Below are 16,638 nucleotides of genomic sequence, written 5' to 3' on the forward strand. Positions count from 1 at the left end.
CGTCCGGGGGCGAGTCACAGTCCGTCCCACGACCGAACGTCGCCGCCGTGCTCGTCGGCGAACGCCGCCGCGTCCGCCTCCCTGGAGAACGGCACGTAATCCGGCCCCATCGCCCCCTCCACGGCGCTGTCGACGACGTACGAACAGTCGGTTGCGTCCGCGAACGCCGACGCCTCGACGTGACTCGAGACGTACGTCGTCCCGTTTCGTTCCTCGAGGTCGTAGTCGACGCTCGAGTAGTCGGTGACGAACGCCGCGCGAAGCTCCCACCCTCGCCTCGTGCGCTCCTCGAGATAGGTGGCGAGTTCGACGATGCTGTCGAATCTGGCCGGGCCGTCGCGGTCGGCTGGCTCGCCGTCGGCGAAGTACAGCTGGCCGGCGGGGCCGAAGTGCTCCTCGATCACCATCCCGCAGACGTCGCAGGTCGCTCCGTCTCCGAGGGCGATCGGCTGGGTCGGCTCCGGCTCGTCGTCCCCGTCGTCTCCGAGACAGCCCGCCAGCCCGCCGGCCGCGACCGCGGCGATCCCGCCAAGTACGCGGCGCCTCGAGCGTGCGGTGCCAGCACAGTCACAGCCGGTCATAGCCGTCGCCTCCGTACCGCGAGCGCCGCGAGCGCGATCGGCAGGGCGATCCAGGCGATCAACGCGGCGACGAGGACGGGACTCGAGAGGCCGGACTCGGCGAGGACGGTCGCGAAGCCGGCGTCGCCGCCGGCGCCCAGCGAGCCGAGGACGAGCGCGCGGAAGATCCCGGTCGGGTTCGCGAGCACCATCGCCGAGACGGCGGCTCCCGAGAGGTCGAACGCGGCGACCAGACCCAGCCCGAGCAGGTCGTGGACGAGGACGAACCAGGCCCAGACGAGCAACGAGACGCCGAGTGCGTGGGTCTTCTCGCCGGCGATCGACGAGACCAGTATGGCGATCGAGAGGAACGCAAGTCCCAGCCCGACGGTCGCGAGCAGGAAGCCCGCGTAGGCGTCGAACCCGCCGAGGCCGAACTCCCGGAGCAAGAACGCGCCGGCGATTCCGAAGCCGAGGATCGTCGCGCTCGCGAGCACGACGGCCCGTCCGAGCGCGGTTCCGACGGCGAGCCAGGCGCGTTCGACCGGTAACGCGAACAGCGTGTGGAGCCAGCCGCTCTCCTCGCGGCCGACGATCGCGTCGTAACCGAACGCGAGCGCCACCAGCGGCACGAGGTAGACCGCGAGCACCGCGAGGCTCGCGACGGTTCGTTCGAACCCCTCGGGGCTGACACTCGAGCCGCTGAACGTCGTCAGCCCGAGTGCGAACGCCGCGAAGATGGCGGTCAGCGCGATCGCCCACCGGCCCCGAACCGCGAGCCGGTACTCCGTCTCGGCGACGACCAGTAGCTGTCGGTACCACCGCCCCGAATCGCCCGCTCGAGCCAGTTCCGCGTCGGCCAGCGTCGCGTATCCGCCGTCGGGTTTCGGTTCGCGGCGCTCGTCGGTCGCCCCGTCGTTCTCGAAATCCGCTCGTCGATCGGTCATTACGCGCTCACCTCCGCTGAGCCGGCCACGTCGCCATCCTCGGCGCTCTCGCTGTGCCGTTCGGCGGGTTCGTCGTCGTGTCGTTCGGCGCTCTCACTCCCGATTTGCTCGGCGTCGACGGATTGGTTGTCGTCCGCGAGCGCCGCGTGAAACGCCGCCTCGAGCCCCGGTTCGCGGACCTCGAAACGTTCGACGAGGTCCGCTTCGAGATCTCCACAGAGTTCGAGCGCCGCGTCGCGCTCACAGACGACCTCGAGTCCCTCGGTCGTCTCGGTCACGTCGCCGCGCGTCTGGACGGTCTCGAGGAGTCGCTCGCGGGCTCGGCCGGGGTCCTCGCGGTCCTTGGCCGGTCGGATCGCGACCGTGACGCCCTCGCGTTTGGCGTCCTGGAGGCCCTCGACCGGGCCGACGGCGCGCAGGCGGCCGTCATCGAGGATCGCAACTTCGTCACAGAGGCGTTCGACCTCGCTCAAGACGTGCGAGGAGAGGACGACGGTGGCGTCGGTCTCGCGGTCGATCCGCTCGATGATCTCGTGGAACGTCGACACGCCGCGAGGATCGAGCCCGGCCGTCGGCTCGTCGAGGACGAGCACCGGCGGCTCGGCGACGAGTGCCGAGGCGAGGCCGAGCCGTCGCCCCATCCCGTTGGAGTACCCAGACACGGCGCGGTCGGCCGCCTCGGCTAACCCGACGGTCTCGAGGGCGTCGTCGATGCGCCGGTCGCGGTTCTCGAGTCCTCGGATCCGGGCGTGGACGTCGAGCACCTCGCGGCCCGTCATCGCCGCCGGGAAGCCGGCGTGTTCGGGCAGGAAGGCGACGCGCTCGCGGACGCGGTGGCCGGCGTCGGCGATGTCGACGCCGCCGACTTCGATTCGCCCCTCGTCGGGCCGGTCGTGACCGACCAGTAGCTCGAAGAGGGTGGTCTTTCCCGCGCCGTTCGTCCCGAGGACGCCGAACGTCGACCCCGACGGGATCGTAAACGACGGTCCGTCGAGGGCGACGACGTCGCCGTAGCGTTTGTGGACGTCAGTGATCGTGAGTTGCATAGTAGTCCCTCCAGTTGTCGTGGGGCGAGTCGGCGAGCGGTCGGTGGTCGACGACGCCGGGCGACTCGAGGACCGGGAACGAACTCTCGGCCATCCGGACGGCGTCGAACGCCGGGCTCTCGGCGAACACCGCCGCCTGCGGTCGGTCGTGGATGACGCCTTCGACGGCGCCTGCCGGCTGGTGGCGCGTTTCGCTGGTGCCGTCCCCATCGAGGTCGACGGCGCGAGCGTCCGACCAGTAGTTGCCGCGCTCGGAGTCGTTCCAGTGGATCTGTGCGGTCGTCGGGGCGTACGCCGATTGCCCGTTCGCGACGAAGCTGTTGCCGACGACGAGTTCGTCCGAACTGCCCGCGGTGAACTGGATGCCGACGTCGTTCTCGAGGACGAGGTTGTCGACGATCTCGTTGCGGTGGGCGTTGTAGACGTAGAGCCCGTTGCCGTTGCCGACGACGGCGTTGTCCCGAACCACGCTGTCGTCGACGTCCTTGATCAGGATGCCCTGGCCGCTCGGGCCGTCGTTTCGCACGGCGGTGTTGTTCGCGACCGTCAGGTTCGACGACACCATCAGCGCGAAGCCGACGTCGTTGTCGAACGCGACGTTGCCCTCGAGGCGGTTGTCGTCGGAGTACATGTAGTGGACGCCGTACCGGAGGTCCCACATGGCGTTGCCCTCGGCGACGACCCCCTCGGACCAGGAGAAGTAGATCCCGTCCCGGGCGGTCGCGATCCGGTTGTCCCGCAACTCGGCGCCGTCGGCCCGATCGAGGTGGATACCGTTGCCCCGCTCCGACTCGGAGACGTCCTCGCGGCCGACGATTGTCGACTCCTCGACGGTCACGTCCTCGGCCTCGCCGATCCAGACGCCGTAGGTGACGTCGGTGATCCGAAGCTCCGAGAGGGTCGACTCGGAGCCGTTGACGAGCAGTCCCGCATCCTCGTTACCGCGGTCCGGTCCGGAGTCGCGGACCCAGAGGTCGGACATCGTCACGTTTGCCGCGGCGACGTGGACGACAATGTCCTCGCCGCCGCCGTCGATCAGTGCGCTCTCGGCACCGTTTGCGCCTTCGATCGTGACGTCCGCCGTCTCGATCGTCACGCGTTCGTCGAAGCGCCCCTCGAGGACGACCGTGTCCCCGGGTTCGGCGGCGTCGACGGCGGCCTGGACGGAGTCGAACTCCTCGCCGCCGACGGTCGCGACGCCGGGTTCCTCGGGTGGCTCGGCGTCCTCGACGCCCTCGACGTCGGGCGTCCACTCGTCGACGGTGGCTTCGCGGTCGTCGGTCCCGTCCGTCGCCGCGACGGCGGCCGCCCCGAGCGAGACGACCAGGACGACCGTCGCGAGCGCGACGAACCACGACTCGCGATCGATCGTCGAGAACGCGCGGTCGACGGCCGGTAGCAGGCGATCGATCATCGCGGCTCACCTCCGTCTCCGCGAGTGGCTTGGGGACCGTTCTCGGTCGTTGCCGGCGCGTCCGACCCCGTCTGGGACGTGGACTCGTCGTCCGAGCCGGTCGCGTCGGACGTCGCGTTTCTCGAGGCGACACTCTCTGGTCGGCCGCTCGAGTCACCGTCCCGCCGGTCGCTCGAGTCGTCACCCGTCGAGCGTGACCCGTTTCGTACGAGGTCGGATTTCTCGGCTACGAGCGCGGGAGCGTCGCCGATCGTCGCCTCAGAGTCCCGAAGGACGAAGGCGACGACGACGAGGACGAGCGCGGCCGCGGTAAGATAGCCACCGGGGCCGAACCAGGCGACGCCGCTGATGTTCGCGATCTCGTAGCTCCCGAGTAACGGCGGCGTGAACGGTTCGATGCCGCGCATCGGCGCGTCCGGGTCGAGCGCGTGGCCGGCCTGGTGGAGCCGATACTGGATGAACGCGAACATTCCGGCGAAGACGGTGATCGTCCCGACGAGCTGGCAGGCGAGTCCGAGTTTGAGCTTGCGAACCGTCGGCGCGAGCGCGACGAAGACGCCGGCGGCGGCGACGGCGACGAACGGGAGCGGGCCGACCGACCACTCGGGGACCGCGATCGCCTTCTCGTGAACGTCGTAGTTCGGCTCGAGATACACCGGGTCCGGATAGTAGAAGCCGACGTACCGGTTGAGCCCCTGGATTTCGCGGACGTCGCCCTCGAGTCTTGGGTAGGCGTACAGTTCGACGAGCATGCCGTCGGGGTACTGGGGCGCCTCGAGCGTGATCCGCCACATCGGCAGGAGGACCGCGACGAGCAACAGCGCCGCCGCTACCAGCGGCAGGAGCCGTCGAATCTCCGCGAACCGTTCGATTCGGGTCATGGTGTGGTGGGTGGAAACGTGAGCCCGCGGTTAGTCGGCGGGCTCGACGAGCAGTCGCGAGCGCATCTCGAGGTGGAGGGCGCTACAGAAGTACGCACAGTAGATCCAGTAGACGCCCGGCTCGTCCGCCGTGAACGTCACCTCGCGGGTCTCTTGTGGTGCCAGTTTGACGTTGACGTCGTGTTCGGGGATCGCGAGCGAGTGGAGGATGTCTTCTTCCTGTTCGATGTTCGTCGAGCGAATCGTCACCTCGTCGCCCTCCTGGACGGTGATATCGGAGAATCCGAAGTGGTTACGCTGGTTGTACATCTCGACGTGGACCTGGTCGCCGTCGCGCTCGATGAAGTTGTCCTCGTCGGACGGCGAGATGAAGTCCAACTCGAGGTCGTCGGGGTCGTAGACGCTGGCGGGATCGAGCCGGTCGGCGCGGACGATCGAGGCGTCGTGCGGTTCGGGGTAGGTGGGCGTGTCCTTGACCAGTTCCATCCCGGCGTCGTCGTCGCCGATGTAGAACAGCTGGTCGTTCTCGGGGAACACCGGCCCCACGGGGAGGAACCGGTCTTTCGAGAGTTTGTTGAGGACGATCAGCCAGTCACCTTGCGGATCGCCGGTGTAGGACTCGGCGGCGATCAGGTGGCCGGGACTGTAGTGGACGTCGTGTTTTTCGATGACTGGATCCTCGGAGCCCATCTCGGCGTCGACGGCGGCCTCGATATCCCACTTGACGACCTGTGAGTCGACAAATAGGGTCGTGTAGGCGTGGCCGCGGCCGTCGTAGGCGGTGTGGAGCGGGCCGTTGCCGACGTTGACCCGCCCGACGACGGCGTCGTTGGGGTCGCCGACCTCGTTCAATTGGCCGATCTCGATGATCGTACACGTCGGGTCGAGCTTTCCGGAGGCGATCGCGTACTGCCCGTCGGGCGTGACGCTCACGCCGTGGGGGTTCGTCGGCACGTCGATGTATCGGACCAGCGGCTCGTCACCATCGTTGAGCGGACTGTCCTCGCTGCCGTCGACGACGGGGACGCCGTTTACCTCGTCGTACTCGCCGGCTTCGACGGCGTCCTCGATACGGGGGACGTTGAACGCGACGACGTAGTCCGTGTCGGCCGCGGTCATCTCCGACTCCGTGACGCCCTCCTCGCTGTTGTAACTGGTCGTAAAGAACCACTCGCCTTCCTTCCCGGAGTCGCCGTTGTCGAGGTTGCAGTCGACGCGGACGTCCCACTCGTGGTCGAAGGGATCCGGCGACATCGCCGAGAGCGTCGAGCCGTACTCGCTCGGATCGTCCAGGTCGCGCCCGTCGTTCGGGATCGGAACCCGGAGTTCGCCGACGCCGAAGACGTACCGGCTGTCGGGCATCAGCATACACGCGCCGTGGGTTCCCTGGTGGTTCGGCAGGTCGATGATCGCGTCCGTCTCGAAGTACTTCAAATCGATTCGGGCCATCCGGCCGTTGGCCTTGTCGTTGACGAACAGCCACTCGCCGTCGTACTGGTTGTCGGTCTGGCTCGGCCGCGGGTGATGGGTGTCTCCCCACGTGTAGCCGCCGGCCTCCTGTAACATCTCGTGGGTTTCGTCGTCGAACCCGTAGCCGCGTGCGCTCTCGACGTTGAACACGGGGATTCGCATTATCTGGCGCATCGACGGCACGCCGTAGACGCGAATGTCCCCCGAGTGTCCACCCGAGAGGAACGCGTAGTAGTCGTCGAGTTCGCCGGGCGGGACCGACGCGTCGACGTCGGCAGCCGCCTGCGTGTCTCCGTCGCTATCCAACAGCCCCGTACAGCCGGCGAGCGACCCCATCGCCCCCGCGGCCGCACCCGCCTTCACGAAGTCCCGCCGCGGGATTCGCGCGAAGAGGGGGTCTCGGTCGTCGGCCGACGTCCGTTCGGTCGCCGATTTGTCGCCTGTGGATGTGGATTGAGTCATCGTTCTGAGTGTGTCGGGATCGGTCGTTGCACCCTGCCGGTGAACCTGGGCCTGACTACAGACGTCACTCCGTACACCACGACATTAGGCCCGTCTCAGATTCCCGAGGACCAGTAAAGCAGGGGAACCGGTTCGCCCGGGACTATTTAAATCGGGCGTGGTTCCGGTCGCCGACGATCTCGAGCATCCCCATCGCGGCCACGCAGTCGGGACAACAGCGTCGGCTCACGGTCTCGTAGGCGTCCGCGACGCCGGTGCCGGGTTGGGTGGCACAGGCGCTCGTGTCTGCGGGGTGAACGCCTCGCCTTCGATGGATCGGTCACAGCGATGGAACCGCAGTTGGGCCTCGGAGGAGCGATACCGGTCCTACTGAAAACCCGGAAAATCAATCGAATTCGGGAACGAAGTCAGTCGCGAGTTCGCCAGCGAATTCACCACCGGTCTGCCACGAAACCTGCTCGTCGTCGAATCCGTACCGTGGAATCAGTGTCTCCGTTGCTTCACCGAGCGGGATATCGTTCGTTACAACGATCACCCGGTCAACAGCGCCGTCGACGAGCGTTTCGAGTGCCAAACCGACGATTTCGGTATCCGTCTTTTCGACGACGTCCTCGGATCGATCGCTGGCTGTCGCGATGAAACGCCGCGCCTGATCCATGACCCGTGAAACGTCCGGTTCCGAGTACGACGGACTTTCAGTGACCGTCATCCACCCATCACGTAGCGCCTCGTCTACGGCAGAATCGCTGGTCGCGTACTCCTCGAGCGACGTCTCACCTCCCATTTCGGCGTAGACCTGTGGCGGTATCCGCAAGATCGTACCGCGTCGGTCGGCTTCACGGCCCAACGCCCGGAACCGCGTGCTCTCGCGTCGGCCACAGCTGATGAGGATAGAGGAGTCGATGAACACAGTTTCGTCATCGTCGCCCATCTTCGATCAGCCCTCGACGATCGGACGGAGTGCATCCAAAATGATGCCCGCCTCCAGGGGACTGACCCCTTGCTCGCGGGCCATAATCCGGTGTGTCACCGTCCCGTCGACGTACTCGCGAGCGTACTCGAGGGCAACGGCGAGCCCGTCCAATCCGTGGCGGTCGATGTAGGTATCGACGTCGTCGTCTCGCATTCGGCGGGCGATTGCTTCGATCAGCGCCGGCGTGATCTCCCGTTCGACGTTGCCCTGTACCAGGTGGAGATCGATCTCTTCGGCGGTGTAATGCGCCGGCCGTCCCTCGTTCGACTGCTCGATGAACCCCGCGGATTCGAGGTCGTCGACGTACTCGTAGGTCGTTCGTTGCGGTATCTCGAGGGTCTGGACGACATCCTCGACGGTCGCGTCCGGATTGTGCCGGAGATACGTGTAGATCCACGCTTTCCGGGCGTTCCCGAGGAGTTCGAATACGTCCCCGCCGGTGTCGAGTGGTGTTTTCCACTCCGCTTCTCTCGTCGCCATCTCTAGTTGTGAATTGCACGCAAATAACAATAAAGCTTATCGAGGGTGTCCTCTTCGGAGCGAGGCCGAACTCAGCCGGCGTCCCTCGAGCGCGGATCGACGACGATCTCGAGCATCCCCATCGCGGCCACGCAGTCGGGACAACAGCGTCGGCTCACGGTCTCGTAGGCGTCCGCGACGCCGGTGCCGGGTCGTGCGGCGAGGCGAAACCAGCGCTCGCCCTCGAGGGCTCGATCACAGCGATAGCAGATGGGGTGGGCGTCGACATCGCCGGCGTCGTCGGCCGATTCGTCGGAATTGAGAGTGGACGACTCGAGGTTCGAGGCGTCGTCGGCCGATCCGTCGGGACTCGAACTCATCGACACCACCGGTGGCTGTCGACTCCAGCGTCGTCGCTCCGTGAATCCGGGCGAGAATCGGTGCGTGGACTCGAGCGTGAGACGGCGTTCTCGCGGCCGACGGACTCCGTACGCTGGTCGTCTGCGATACCGGTCGCTCGTGCGAGACCTTTTTGTCTCGGTGGCAGTAATGGAAGCATGGCATCCGTTGTAGTCGCAATGGAAGCCACGTCTCGGGTGTTCCTACCACCCGGGGCATTTCGTACGCATGCCCCCGCGTCTTCGTGTGGAGGTGACTTCCATTGTGACAGTTACTCAAGGAGTGTAATATATTTACTGGAATATGGGTGGAGAAAAGCGGTGTCGACAGCGTGGACCCCGTCGAGATCACGGTAGTCCGAATGCTCCGATCGCACAGTCGATCATCGCTCAGTACAGTGAACGTCGGTTCAGCGAAGCAGGCTCTCGATGTTTCGATGCCGAATATTCGCCCACGCATCGAGCTCGAGATCGAACTGTTCGAACAGAGCAAAGTGTGGAATCTGGTGGCCGGGAAAGAGATAGTCGGTCCCGAAGACGAGTTGCTCGTGGTGTGACTCGAGGAATGCCTGTCCGTGTGCTTCGTCGCGCGTGAGCGCGTTCCATCCCCCGAGTGTGGAGATGTCTCCGTAGATGTTGTCGTACTCCGCGAGCAACTCCCAGACGCGGCCGGGAGCTTCGATCGGTCCCTCCGGGATCCGCCCGAGATCCAGCGGTTCGACGTCCGCGGACATATGCGACCACCACCCGTGGGCGTGTGCGACGAAATCGACCTCGGGATACGACGCCAGGATACTCTCGAGTCGCGGGAGCCCGACGTCGTCCCGCATCATCTGCCGATCGGTGTGAAAGAGGATCGGTAACTCGTAGGTTGCACAGAGCTCGTATAGCGGTTCGAGGCGATCGTCGTCGATATCCATCGCCATTTTCAGCTCGCCGAATCCACGAGCGCCGCGGTCGATGTAGTGCTCGAGGCGGTCGGCGGCAGCGTCCGTTCCGTCGACGTCTCGCGGATCGACCGTGCAGAAGGGAACGAGCCGGTCGGGATACGAAGCGACCTCGTCGAGCACCCACCCGCTCGGCGCTCGAACGGGATACGCTTCGGGAGCGTCGAACGCGAGGACGACCGCTCGGTCGACGTCGTTGGAATCCATCCACTCGACGAGCTGCTCGGCGAAGAGGGGGTCGTTTCCCCGGGCTTCCGTCGGAATAACGTGCGTGTGTGCGTCGAAGAGCGGGAGGTCGTCGACGGTTTCCGGCTCGTCTTCCCCCGGTTTGTCTTCGTCGGTTTCCGGCTCGTCTTCCCCCGGTTCGTCTTCGTCGGTTTCCGGCTCGGTTTCCCCCGGCTCGTCTTCGTCGGTTTCCGGCTCGGTTTCCCCCGGCTCGTCTTCGTCGGTTTCCTGCCCGTCTTCGTCGGTCTCTGTGCCAGTCTCGGAGATTTCCGGGATGTCGGACGTCTCGTCGGTCGACTCCGGGGTTTCGGACTTCGATGCCGATCCGTCGGAATCAGTAGATGCGCACCCGGCAGTGGTTACAGAGAGTCCGATGCCTGTTATCGCGAGATATCGCCGGCGCGTCGTGAGAAATTCTGAGTACAGTGAGTTGCCAGCGTCTGCTCTGGCTGGCTCGGAGTCGGGGGTTGAATCGTCGGAGGATGGGGACGAACCAGGCATAACCTGTAGCTCTACAGAACAGCGTATACGATTAATGCGTGTAGTTGACTCTTAATTCACGCATCTTCAGGCAGACGAATGTTGTCGTGGAATACAGTCCCGTTATCGTCTGCCTGTTGTGCGATACTGCGACCTTCGATATCCCTCGAGAATGCCGAAACGGAGTCAATAGTAGCCACTGACAGTCACTGCACACCCGATCGCCAGACGAAAAGCGCGGTTCGAAGCGTGCGCGGTTCGGAGCGTGCGCGGTTCGGAGCGTGCGCGGTTCGGAGCGAACGGAGTGAGCGAGAACCGCGAGAATGCGAACGGGGAGGAACGACCCGTGAGCGAAGTGAGCGAGAACCGCGGGAATGCAAACGGGGAGGAACGACCCGTGAGCGAAGTGAGCGAGAACCGCGAGAAAGCGAACGGGGAACGAACGTGACCCGTGAGCCAAGAAGTCGTTCGAACGACCAGCGGTCGTTCGTGATGACGAACATCTTCGATTTTCGAACTATGAGTGAGAACCGCGGAATAGCGAGCGGTGTGTACATCGTTGCAGTTGTCACTTTAGTGTGGAGTCAATCGAACCGCCCAGAAATCGAAGGTCGGCGGACGCGGACAACGGATCACTGACTCCGGAAGAGCCGGAACGCTCCCTGCCCGGTCGCGACCTCGCGCGTCTCGCCGTCAGGAGTCGTACTCTCGACGACGACCTCGCTGACGCCGACGCTCGAGCCCGCTCGAACCACCTCCGCCGTCGCTGTGAGGTCGCCGGTCGCCGGCCGGAGGTAGTTGACGCTCAGGTTGATCGTCGAGACGGTTCCGCCGAACGGGTCCTCGAGTTTCGTCCGGAGGGAGAGCCCGCCGGCGGTGTCGATGAGCGTGGCGGCGACGCCGCCGTTGATGTCCGGCCGTCGATCCGCCGGGCCGTTCGGGCGCGCGTTCGTCAGCTTCTCGTCGTAGGGAATCGAGAGGGTCATCGTCCCGTCGCCGACGTCGTCGACGGTCGTCCCGATCCACGAGAGGAACTCGTGGTGTTCCTCGACGACGTACCGGAGGGCCTCCTCGAGGTCGTCGAACTCCGTCATCGCCGTTTGTAGATCGTCGGTCATGGAACCCCCTCCACCGGGGACGCCCTTGATGGCACCGCTTCTCGCCTTTTCAGTTGTCGAGCGTTTATTTCGGTCCACGGAAGCGCTGACCCATTTTCGCGGCCTCTGTGTCGTCACGGCGACCTCGGTGCACGGTTGGCCGTCCCCTTCACCCATCACAAAGCGTTTACCGGTCCCCCGTGCCCGTTCGTGTATGACGCCCGACAGGCGGTCCCTGCTCGCGCTCACCGGCGCCCTCCTCGCCAGCGCCGCAGGGTGTACGAGCGACGGCGGCAACGGCGGAACGGACGACACCGACGGGATCGACGACGCCGACCCCGCCGATCCCGACGGCACCGAGGCGGACGGCGGCGACGAGAGCGAGTTCGACAGGGAGGCCCCCGAGTTCCCCGAGATCGATCCCGTCACCGATCCCGACCTCGAGATCGATGCCCTCGCCGAGCAGGTACGGGCCAACGTCGCGTTCTCGCTCGAGGCGCTCGCGCAACTCCGGACGAACGAGCCCGACGACAATCTCTTCTTCTCGCCGTACAGCATCTCCGTCGCGCTGGCGATGACTTACGCCGGTGCGCGCGGCGAGACCGCCGAGGAGATGGCCGACGTCCTCCGCTACGACCTCGAGGGCGAGAACCTCCACGCCGCCTTCGGCGCGCTCGAGGCCGAGTTCGAGCGGCGCAACGAGGACGGTGAGGAGGTGGAGACGCCCGAGTGGATGGACGAAAACGAGGACGAGGACGACCTCGGCTTCCAGCTCTCGAGTGCTAACGCCGTCTGGACAGAGAAAACGTATCCTTTCGACGACGACTATCTCGAGTTGCTCGAGGCGTACTACGGGGCCGGCGAGCACCTGGTCGACTTCGTTGAGAGTCCCGACGAGGCGCGCCGGGAGATCAACGAGTGGGTCGAAGAGCGGACCAACGACCGGATCGAGGACCTCCTCCCGGAGGATTCGATCGACCCGGCGACCCGGATGGTCCTGACGAACGCGGTTTACTTCCTCGCGGCCTGGGAGTACGAGTTCGACCAGGCGGGGACCCAACCGAAGCCCTTCGCGAGCCTCGACGGCACCGAGAGCGACGTCCAGATGATGTCCCAGGTCGAGGAGTTCCGGTACGCCGAACTCGACGGCCACCAGCTGGTCGAACTCCCCTACGCAAACGGCGAGACGAGTATGATCGTCGTCTGCCCCGCCGAGGGGGAGTTCGAATCCTTCGAGGAGTCGTTCTCCGTCGACCGACTCGCGATCATGCTCGAGGAAGCCTCCCGCGCGAGGGTCGACCTCGAACTCCCGAAGTTCGGCATCGAGTCGGAGTTCAGTCTCGTCGACACCATGCAGCAGTTGGGGATGGAGCAGGCGTTCGACGGCGGGCGCGCGGACTTCAGCGGAATGCTCGAGGACGACGGCGAAGGGTTGTTCATCGGCGAAATTCGCCACCAGAGCTTCGTCGAGGTCGACGAGGAGGGAACCGAAGCCGCGGCCGCGACCGCGGTCGTGGTCGAAACTGACGAAGGACCCGAGCGCGTCGAGATGACCGTCGACCGGCCGTTTCTCTTTTACATCCGGGATCGGCCGACGGAGACGCCGCTGTTCGTCGGCCGGGTCGTCGACGGCGAGGCGCTCGAGACGGGGTAGCTGAGTCGGCTCACCACTCGCCGGTCAACCGCGCCTGCGCCGGCCTTGCTCCCCGATTACGGGCCTCGAACTCGAGCAGCCGGCGCTTCGTCGCCACGCCGTCGGCCGCCGAGTAGCCCCGCAGGCCGCCGTCGCTCCCGACCACGCGGTGACAGGGGACGATCACCGGGACGGGGTTTTGCGCGCAGGCTCGACCCACGGCGACTGGCGCCGTCTCGAGTTCGTCTGCGAGGTCGCCGTACGTGCGCGTCTCGCCGTAGGGGATCTCGAGCATGGTGGCCATCACCTCGCCCGCCAGCCCGTCCGCGAGGTCGACCTCGAGGTCGAACGTCCGGCGGTCGCCGCGTTCGTACTCGCGAACCTGTTTGCGAACGTCGTCGGCTGGTTCCGCGACGAGCGCGTCGTCGATCGTCACCGTACTCCCGAATGCGTCTACGTTCATGGTGTCTCCTCGTCGATACGTCCGTTTCCGTAACGGCGAGCATAAGTACCCGCCACGAACCGAAAGTGATCTCACTCGCGGCGAACGCGAACCTGAACCCGGTCGCCGACCGCGAGTCCGTGATCCCTCTCGACGAGTTTCGCGCCGAAGCCGCCGTCTCGAGCGCAAAACGTCGAGAGGCCCGTGACTGGGTCGCCGTTTGCCGTCACAACGACGTCGTCCCAGGCGACCGTCCGGCCGTCGTCGCCATCGACGACGCCGATTCGATCGCCGACGATCAAGACCGGCCCCTCGAGCGCGCTCGAGCGGAAAACCCCGCCGCCGTCGTAGTGGGGGAGCCCGCCGTCGAGAACGCCCGCGAACCCGTCGGCAGGGGCTCCGTTCTCACGACCGACTCCGATCCCGACGAACTCCGACCCCGGATTCGGATGTGCGGGCGCGTCGAGGACGGCGTACGTCTCTCCGCTCGCGACGACAGTCCCGGTCCCGTCCCACGGAAGCGGGCGGATCTCGACGCCCGACTCGAGCGGGAGCGACCCGGTCGCCCGTCGGAGGTTCTGGTCGGGACGGCGAAAGCCGACGTGGAGGTGGTTGTCGACCCAGGGGGCGAAAAAGCCCGCGCGGATGAGGTCGCCGAGCGAGTCACCCACCTCGAGGCGGTCGCCGTCTTCGACCGCCGGCTCGACGTGGAGGATACGGGCGACCAGCCCCTCGAGCTCGGGCGGACCGTCGCAGTCGACGAGGATCAGGTGATCGTGGGCGGGCGCGTAGGGTTTCGACGGCGCACGGACCGAGGCCGTCTCGCGGACGACGCCGGAGACGGGACTCGGAGCGGCCGTCGTCCGTCCCCCCTCGAGCGTCCCCGGATAGAGATCGATCGCACAGCCGCGGTTGTGGGCGGGGTACGGTGAGTTGTACAGCGAAAAGCGCGCGTATCCGGACAGCACTGATTCGGGAACTACGACCGTCATTCCGTCGACGTCACTCCCGTGAGTCAACGGGACGGGAGCGTTTAGGGTCGTCGACCCGAACTCCTGTGCATGCGGCTGTACCGCGGACGCGCGCCGACGATCGAGGCCGACCGTGTGGCGAGCGCTCGCCTCCTCGAGCGCGTCGGGGTGGACGGCGACTCTGCAGTCCGGGTCTGGGTTCCCCACCGACAGGTGGCGTTCGGCCGCCGAGACGTTCGTAGGGGCGGCTTCGACCGCGCGCGAGAGATCGCTCGAGACCGCGGTTTCCCGCCCGTCGAGCGCGAGGTCGGTGGGCGGGCGGTCGCCTACGACGGCGAGACGACGATCGCGTTCGCCCGCGCGGACCCCGTCGACGATTTCCGGGAGGGTCTCGACGATCGCTACGAACGGACGACCGCCGCCGTCGAGCGCGCCCTCTCGAGGCTCGGACTCGAGACCGTCCGCGGGGAGCCCGACGACGCGTTCTGTCCGGGTTCGCACTCGCTGTCGATGCCGGCCTCGAGCGAGACCCGCGCTGAGGACGAACGGCTGCGAAAGGTCGTCGGCATCGCCCAGCGGGTTCGCCAGGACGCGGCGGTCACGGCGGGGATCGTCGTTGTCGCCAATCGGGACGAACTCGCGGGGGTGCTCGAGACGGTTTACGAGGCGCTCGAGCTCTCGTTCGATTCCGACGCCGTCGGGGCGCTTTCGGTCGAAGGACGCATTGAGGTGACGGACGTTCGGAGGGCACTCGAGACGGCGCTCGTCGCCGACGAACGCCCGAGGGTTCGATCGGTCGCGGCTCTCGCGGACGATCCACCGTAGTCACCGTTCGAGGAAGCGCCGATCCGATTCCAGTGGTGTCCCACCAGCAACGTTTTCGGGGCTCGGCCGCCTCTGACTCGAGTATGTCACCACGATCCGGACCGGACCGATCGCCGTCGGCCGACGACGTACCCACGACCGATCCGACCTGGACCGAGTTGCTCGAGGACGCGGCGTCGATCGCCGAGGAGTACCGTGAAGACGGCTGGGACGCCGTCGTTCTCGAACCGGTCGACGTCGTGCCGAGCGAACGCGAAGGACGGGTCGGCTTCGACGTTCGGGTATCCGACGTCGAGTACGGCCTCCTCGAGGCGCTGATCGAGAACGACGACGTGGTGTTCGCGGACGCCGAGGTGTACTATCGGCCGGCGGCGGGTGCAGACCGCCGATTCGCCCTGGCGGTCGAACGCGACGCGGCGAGCGAGACCGCGGTCTGCGTGCCGCTGACGTACTCCGTCGACGAGGCTCGCTCTGTCCTCGAGGCGGCGTTGCTCGAGGGGGAGTTACTCGTTCACGTCCGATCCGCGGGCTCGAACGAGTCGGCGGACGCCGGAGGTTCGGATTCCGAACCGCCCACCGACGGCGACCCGGCGGAGTGGGTGACGTTCTCCCACGACGATCCGTCGCTGTTTCTCGAGGAAGCCGACGTCGAAGACTGGGAACCGAAGTAGCTGAATCGACGTGAAACGGCCCCGGTCGCACACGATTCTTTTCTATCTATCTCGAGGCGTTTATTTTACGCCGATACGTTCGTGTCGTATGAACCGACGGGCGATACTCGCGGCGGTCGGCGCGGGTTCGGTTGCGACGGCGGGCTGTCTGGCCTCGATACCGACCGGTGACGACGACAGCGAGCCCGAATACGGAATCGAGATCGAAACCGACGACGCACTCGAGGCGGTCGATATCGGCTTCGGCGTCGAGGTCGAGGAGGGGGCGACGGCGGAGTCACCGGCGAAACTGAACATCACGATGTACAATCACGCTGGCGACGGTGCGACGAGCTTCGCTCAGACGGTCGAAACCGGCCCCGATCCGCCGTTTTCCGGACGCATCGGTGAGAACGAAAGCGGCGATCGGCTCGTCCTCGAACCGATCCTCATCGAAGGCGACGACACGAGAGGCGAACACGTCGACGGCGACTGCTGGCGGGCGTCGTCCTGGCTCCTCGAGTCGGTGCTCGAGTACGCCGAGGGGGAGGGAGGTTCGGTCACGCTCGACGCGAGCGGGGGTCTCTACCTCACCTACTACCTGCTCGCTCATCCCGACGCGGATGGCTGTATGCCCGCGGGAACGTACCGGTTCGAATCAGACCAGTACGGCGTGGACGACCACACCTGGGGGTTCGACCTGACGCTTCTCGAGTCGATCACGGAAACTGCGTCGGCGGACGCCGAATCGGACTGAG

General features: G+C 66.1%; 18 protein-coding genes. 5 read left to right on the forward strand and 13 right to left on the reverse strand.

From position 1 onward, the window contains the following. Positions 1 to 14 precede the first annotated feature (14 nt). From AB7C87_RS14475 to AB7C87_RS14520, 10 genes are all read right to left on the reverse strand, one after another. Positions 15 to 581 carry a nitrous oxide reductase accessory protein NosL gene (locus AB7C87_RS14475; protein ID WP_369730192.1) on the reverse strand — a complete coding sequence of 189 codons (567 nt, stop codon included), beginning with the start codon at positions 579 to 581 and terminating at the stop codon, positions 15 to 17. Beyond that, positions 578 to 1,507, reverse strand: a complete 930-nt coding sequence (locus AB7C87_RS14480; RefSeq protein WP_369730193.1) for an ABC transporter permease — start codon at positions 1,505 to 1,507, stop codon at positions 578 to 580. Before AB7C87_RS14480 ends, AB7C87_RS14475 begins: the two co-directional genes overlap by 4 nt. Next, positions 1,507 to 2,553, reverse strand: a complete 1,047-nt coding sequence (locus AB7C87_RS14485; RefSeq protein WP_369730194.1) for an ABC transporter ATP-binding protein — start codon at positions 2,551 to 2,553, stop codon at positions 1,507 to 1,509. Before AB7C87_RS14485 ends, AB7C87_RS14480 begins: the two co-directional genes overlap by 1 nt. Further along, on the reverse strand, positions 2,534 to 3,967 hold the full coding sequence (gene nosD / locus AB7C87_RS14490; protein ID WP_369730195.1) for a nitrous oxide reductase family maturation protein NosD: 1,434 nt from the start codon (positions 3,965 to 3,967) through the stop codon (positions 2,534 to 2,536). The genes AB7C87_RS14485 and nosD overlap by 20 nt, the downstream gene beginning before the upstream one ends. Continuing rightward, a complete protein-coding gene (locus AB7C87_RS14495; RefSeq protein WP_369730196.1) occupies positions 3,964 to 4,848 on the reverse strand; it encodes a hypothetical protein in 885 nt (294 codons plus the stop codon). The genes nosD and AB7C87_RS14495 overlap by 4 nt, the downstream gene beginning before the upstream one ends. Before the next feature lie 30 nt (positions 4,849 to 4,878). After that, the gene (nosZ, locus tag AB7C87_RS14500) at positions 4,879 to 6,780 is read right to left on the reverse strand and encodes a TAT-dependent nitrous-oxide reductase (RefSeq protein ID WP_369730197.1); all 1,902 of its coding nucleotides are present in this window, start codon (positions 6,778 to 6,780) and stop codon (positions 4,879 to 4,881) included. 385 nt (positions 6,781 to 7,165) lie between these two features. After that, complete coding sequence (locus AB7C87_RS14505) at positions 7,166 to 7,711, reverse strand: PIN domain-containing protein (protein WP_369730198.1); 546 nt, start codon at positions 7,709 to 7,711, stop codon at positions 7,166 to 7,168. 6 nt (positions 7,712 to 7,717) lie between these two features. After that, complete coding sequence (locus AB7C87_RS14510; protein ID WP_369730199.1) at positions 7,718 to 8,233, reverse strand: DUF7437 domain-containing protein; 516 nt, start codon at positions 8,231 to 8,233, stop codon at positions 7,718 to 7,720. Between the two features lie 71 nt (positions 8,234 to 8,304). Then, a complete protein-coding gene (locus AB7C87_RS14515) occupies positions 8,305 to 8,592 on the reverse strand; it encodes a hypothetical protein (RefSeq protein ID WP_369730200.1) in 288 nt (95 codons plus the stop codon). 428 nt (positions 8,593 to 9,020) lie between these two features. Beyond that, a complete protein-coding gene (locus AB7C87_RS14520; RefSeq protein ID WP_369730201.1) occupies positions 9,021 to 10,283 on the reverse strand; it encodes an amidohydrolase family protein in 1,263 nt (420 codons plus the stop codon). A gap of 283 nt (positions 10,284 to 10,566) precedes the next feature. Between AB7C87_RS14520 and AB7C87_RS14525 the strand changes: the two genes are divergently transcribed. Then, positions 10,567 to 10,710 carry a hypothetical protein gene (locus tag AB7C87_RS14525; RefSeq protein ID WP_369730202.1) on the forward strand — a complete coding sequence of 48 codons (144 nt, stop codon included), beginning with the start codon at positions 10,567 to 10,569 and terminating at the stop codon, positions 10,708 to 10,710. 184 nt (positions 10,711 to 10,894) lie between these two features. Here the strand turns inward: AB7C87_RS14525 and AB7C87_RS14530 are convergent, their stop codons facing one another. Beyond that, a complete protein-coding gene (locus AB7C87_RS14530; RefSeq protein WP_369730203.1) occupies positions 10,895 to 11,380 on the reverse strand; it encodes a PaaI family thioesterase in 486 nt (161 codons plus the stop codon). Between the two features lie 193 nt (positions 11,381 to 11,573). Between AB7C87_RS14530 and AB7C87_RS14535 the strand changes: the two genes are divergently transcribed. Further along, positions 11,574 to 13,013, forward strand: coding sequence for a serpin family protein (locus AB7C87_RS14535; protein WP_369730204.1), 1,440 nt, complete (start codon positions 11,574 to 11,576; stop codon positions 13,011 to 13,013). A 10-nt stretch (positions 13,014 to 13,023) separates the two neighbouring features. Here AB7C87_RS14535 and AB7C87_RS14540 read toward each other — a convergent pair whose 3' ends face one another. Together AB7C87_RS14540 and AB7C87_RS14545 are read right to left on the reverse strand one after the other, a co-directional pair. Next, positions 13,024 to 13,455, reverse strand: coding sequence for a methylated-DNA--[protein]-cysteine S-methyltransferase (locus AB7C87_RS14540; protein WP_369730205.1), 432 nt, complete (start codon positions 13,453 to 13,455; stop codon positions 13,024 to 13,026). 71 nt (positions 13,456 to 13,526) lie between these two features. Then, complete coding sequence (locus AB7C87_RS14545; RefSeq protein ID WP_369730206.1) at positions 13,527 to 14,426, reverse strand: DUF8155 domain-containing protein; 900 nt, start codon at positions 14,424 to 14,426, stop codon at positions 13,527 to 13,529. A 69-nt stretch (positions 14,427 to 14,495) separates the two neighbouring features. On the opposite strand from AB7C87_RS14545, the gene AB7C87_RS14550 reads away from it, so the two are divergent. The 3 genes from AB7C87_RS14550 to AB7C87_RS14560 all read left to right on the forward strand — a co-directional run bounded on the left by AB7C87_RS14550 (position 14,496) and on the right by AB7C87_RS14560 (position 16,637). Continuing rightward, the gene (locus AB7C87_RS14550; protein ID WP_369730207.1) at positions 14,496 to 15,230 is read left to right on the forward strand and encodes a lipoyl protein ligase domain-containing protein; all 735 of its coding nucleotides are present in this window, start codon (positions 14,496 to 14,498) and stop codon (positions 15,228 to 15,230) included. Between the two features lie 83 nt (positions 15,231 to 15,313). Continuing rightward, complete coding sequence (locus AB7C87_RS14555) at positions 15,314 to 15,901, forward strand: DUF7529 family protein (protein WP_369730208.1); 588 nt, start codon at positions 15,314 to 15,316, stop codon at positions 15,899 to 15,901. Positions 15,902 to 15,989: 88 nt separating this feature from the next. Continuing rightward, complete coding sequence (locus tag AB7C87_RS14560) at positions 15,990 to 16,637, forward strand: hypothetical protein (protein ID WP_369730209.1); 648 nt, start codon at positions 15,990 to 15,992, stop codon at positions 16,635 to 16,637. Position 16,638 lies beyond the last annotated feature (1 nt).

Origin of the sequence: Natrarchaeobius versutus, from assembly GCF_041205745.1 — an archaeon.
GTDB lineage: Archaea > Halobacteriota > Halobacteria > Halobacteriales > Natrialbaceae > Natrarchaeobius > Natrarchaeobius versutus.

Coding starts and splice junctions, on each gene's coding strand:
- AB7C87_RS14480 (WP_369730193.1), bottom strand. CDS start 1,507: ATGACCGATCGACGAGCGGATTTCGAGAACGACGGGGCGACCGACGAG.
- AB7C87_RS14545 (WP_369730206.1), bottom strand. CDS start 14,426: ATGACGGTCGTAGTTCCCGAATCAGTGCTGTCCGGATACGCGCGCTTT.
- AB7C87_RS14550 (WP_369730207.1), top strand. CDS start 14,496: ATGCGGCTGTACCGCGGACGCGCGCCGACGATCGAGGCCGACCGTGTG.
- AB7C87_RS14485 (WP_369730194.1), bottom strand. CDS start 2,553: ATGCAACTCACGATCACTGACGTCCACAAACGCTACGGCGACGTCGTC.
- AB7C87_RS14535 (WP_369730204.1), top strand. CDS start 11,574: ATGACGCCCGACAGGCGGTCCCTGCTCGCGCTCACCGGCGCCCTCCTC.
- AB7C87_RS14520 (WP_369730201.1), bottom strand. CDS start 10,283: ATGCCTGGTTCGTCCCCATCCTCCGACGATTCAACCCCCGACTCCGAG.
- AB7C87_RS14475 (WP_369730192.1), bottom strand. CDS start 581: ATGACCGGCTGTGACTGTGCTGGCACCGCACGCTCGAGGCGCCGCGTA.
- AB7C87_RS14510 (WP_369730199.1), bottom strand. CDS start 8,233: ATGGCGACGAGAGAAGCGGAGTGGAAAACACCACTCGACACCGGCGGG.
- AB7C87_RS14505 (WP_369730198.1), bottom strand. CDS start 7,711: ATGGGCGACGATGACGAAACTGTGTTCATCGACTCCTCTATCCTCATC.
- AB7C87_RS14530 (WP_369730203.1), bottom strand. CDS start 11,380: ATGACCGACGATCTACAAACGGCGATGACGGAGTTCGACGACCTCGAG.
- AB7C87_RS14560 (WP_369730209.1), top strand. CDS start 15,990: ATGAACCGACGGGCGATACTCGCGGCGGTCGGCGCGGGTTCGGTTGCG.
- AB7C87_RS14555 (WP_369730208.1), top strand. CDS start 15,314: ATGTCACCACGATCCGGACCGGACCGATCGCCGTCGGCCGACGACGTA.
- nosZ (WP_369730197.1), bottom strand. CDS start 6,780: ATGACTCAATCCACATCCACAGGCGACAAATCGGCGACCGAACGGACG.
- AB7C87_RS14540 (WP_369730205.1), bottom strand. CDS start 13,455: ATGAACGTAGACGCATTCGGGAGTACGGTGACGATCGACGACGCGCTC.
- nosD (WP_369730195.1), bottom strand. CDS start 3,967: ATGATCGATCGCCTGCTACCGGCCGTCGACCGCGCGTTCTCGACGATC.
- AB7C87_RS14515 (WP_369730200.1), bottom strand. CDS start 8,592: ATGAGTTCGAGTCCCGACGGATCGGCCGACGACGCCTCGAACCTCGAG.
- AB7C87_RS14495 (WP_369730196.1), bottom strand. CDS start 4,848: ATGACCCGAATCGAACGGTTCGCGGAGATTCGACGGCTCCTGCCGCTG.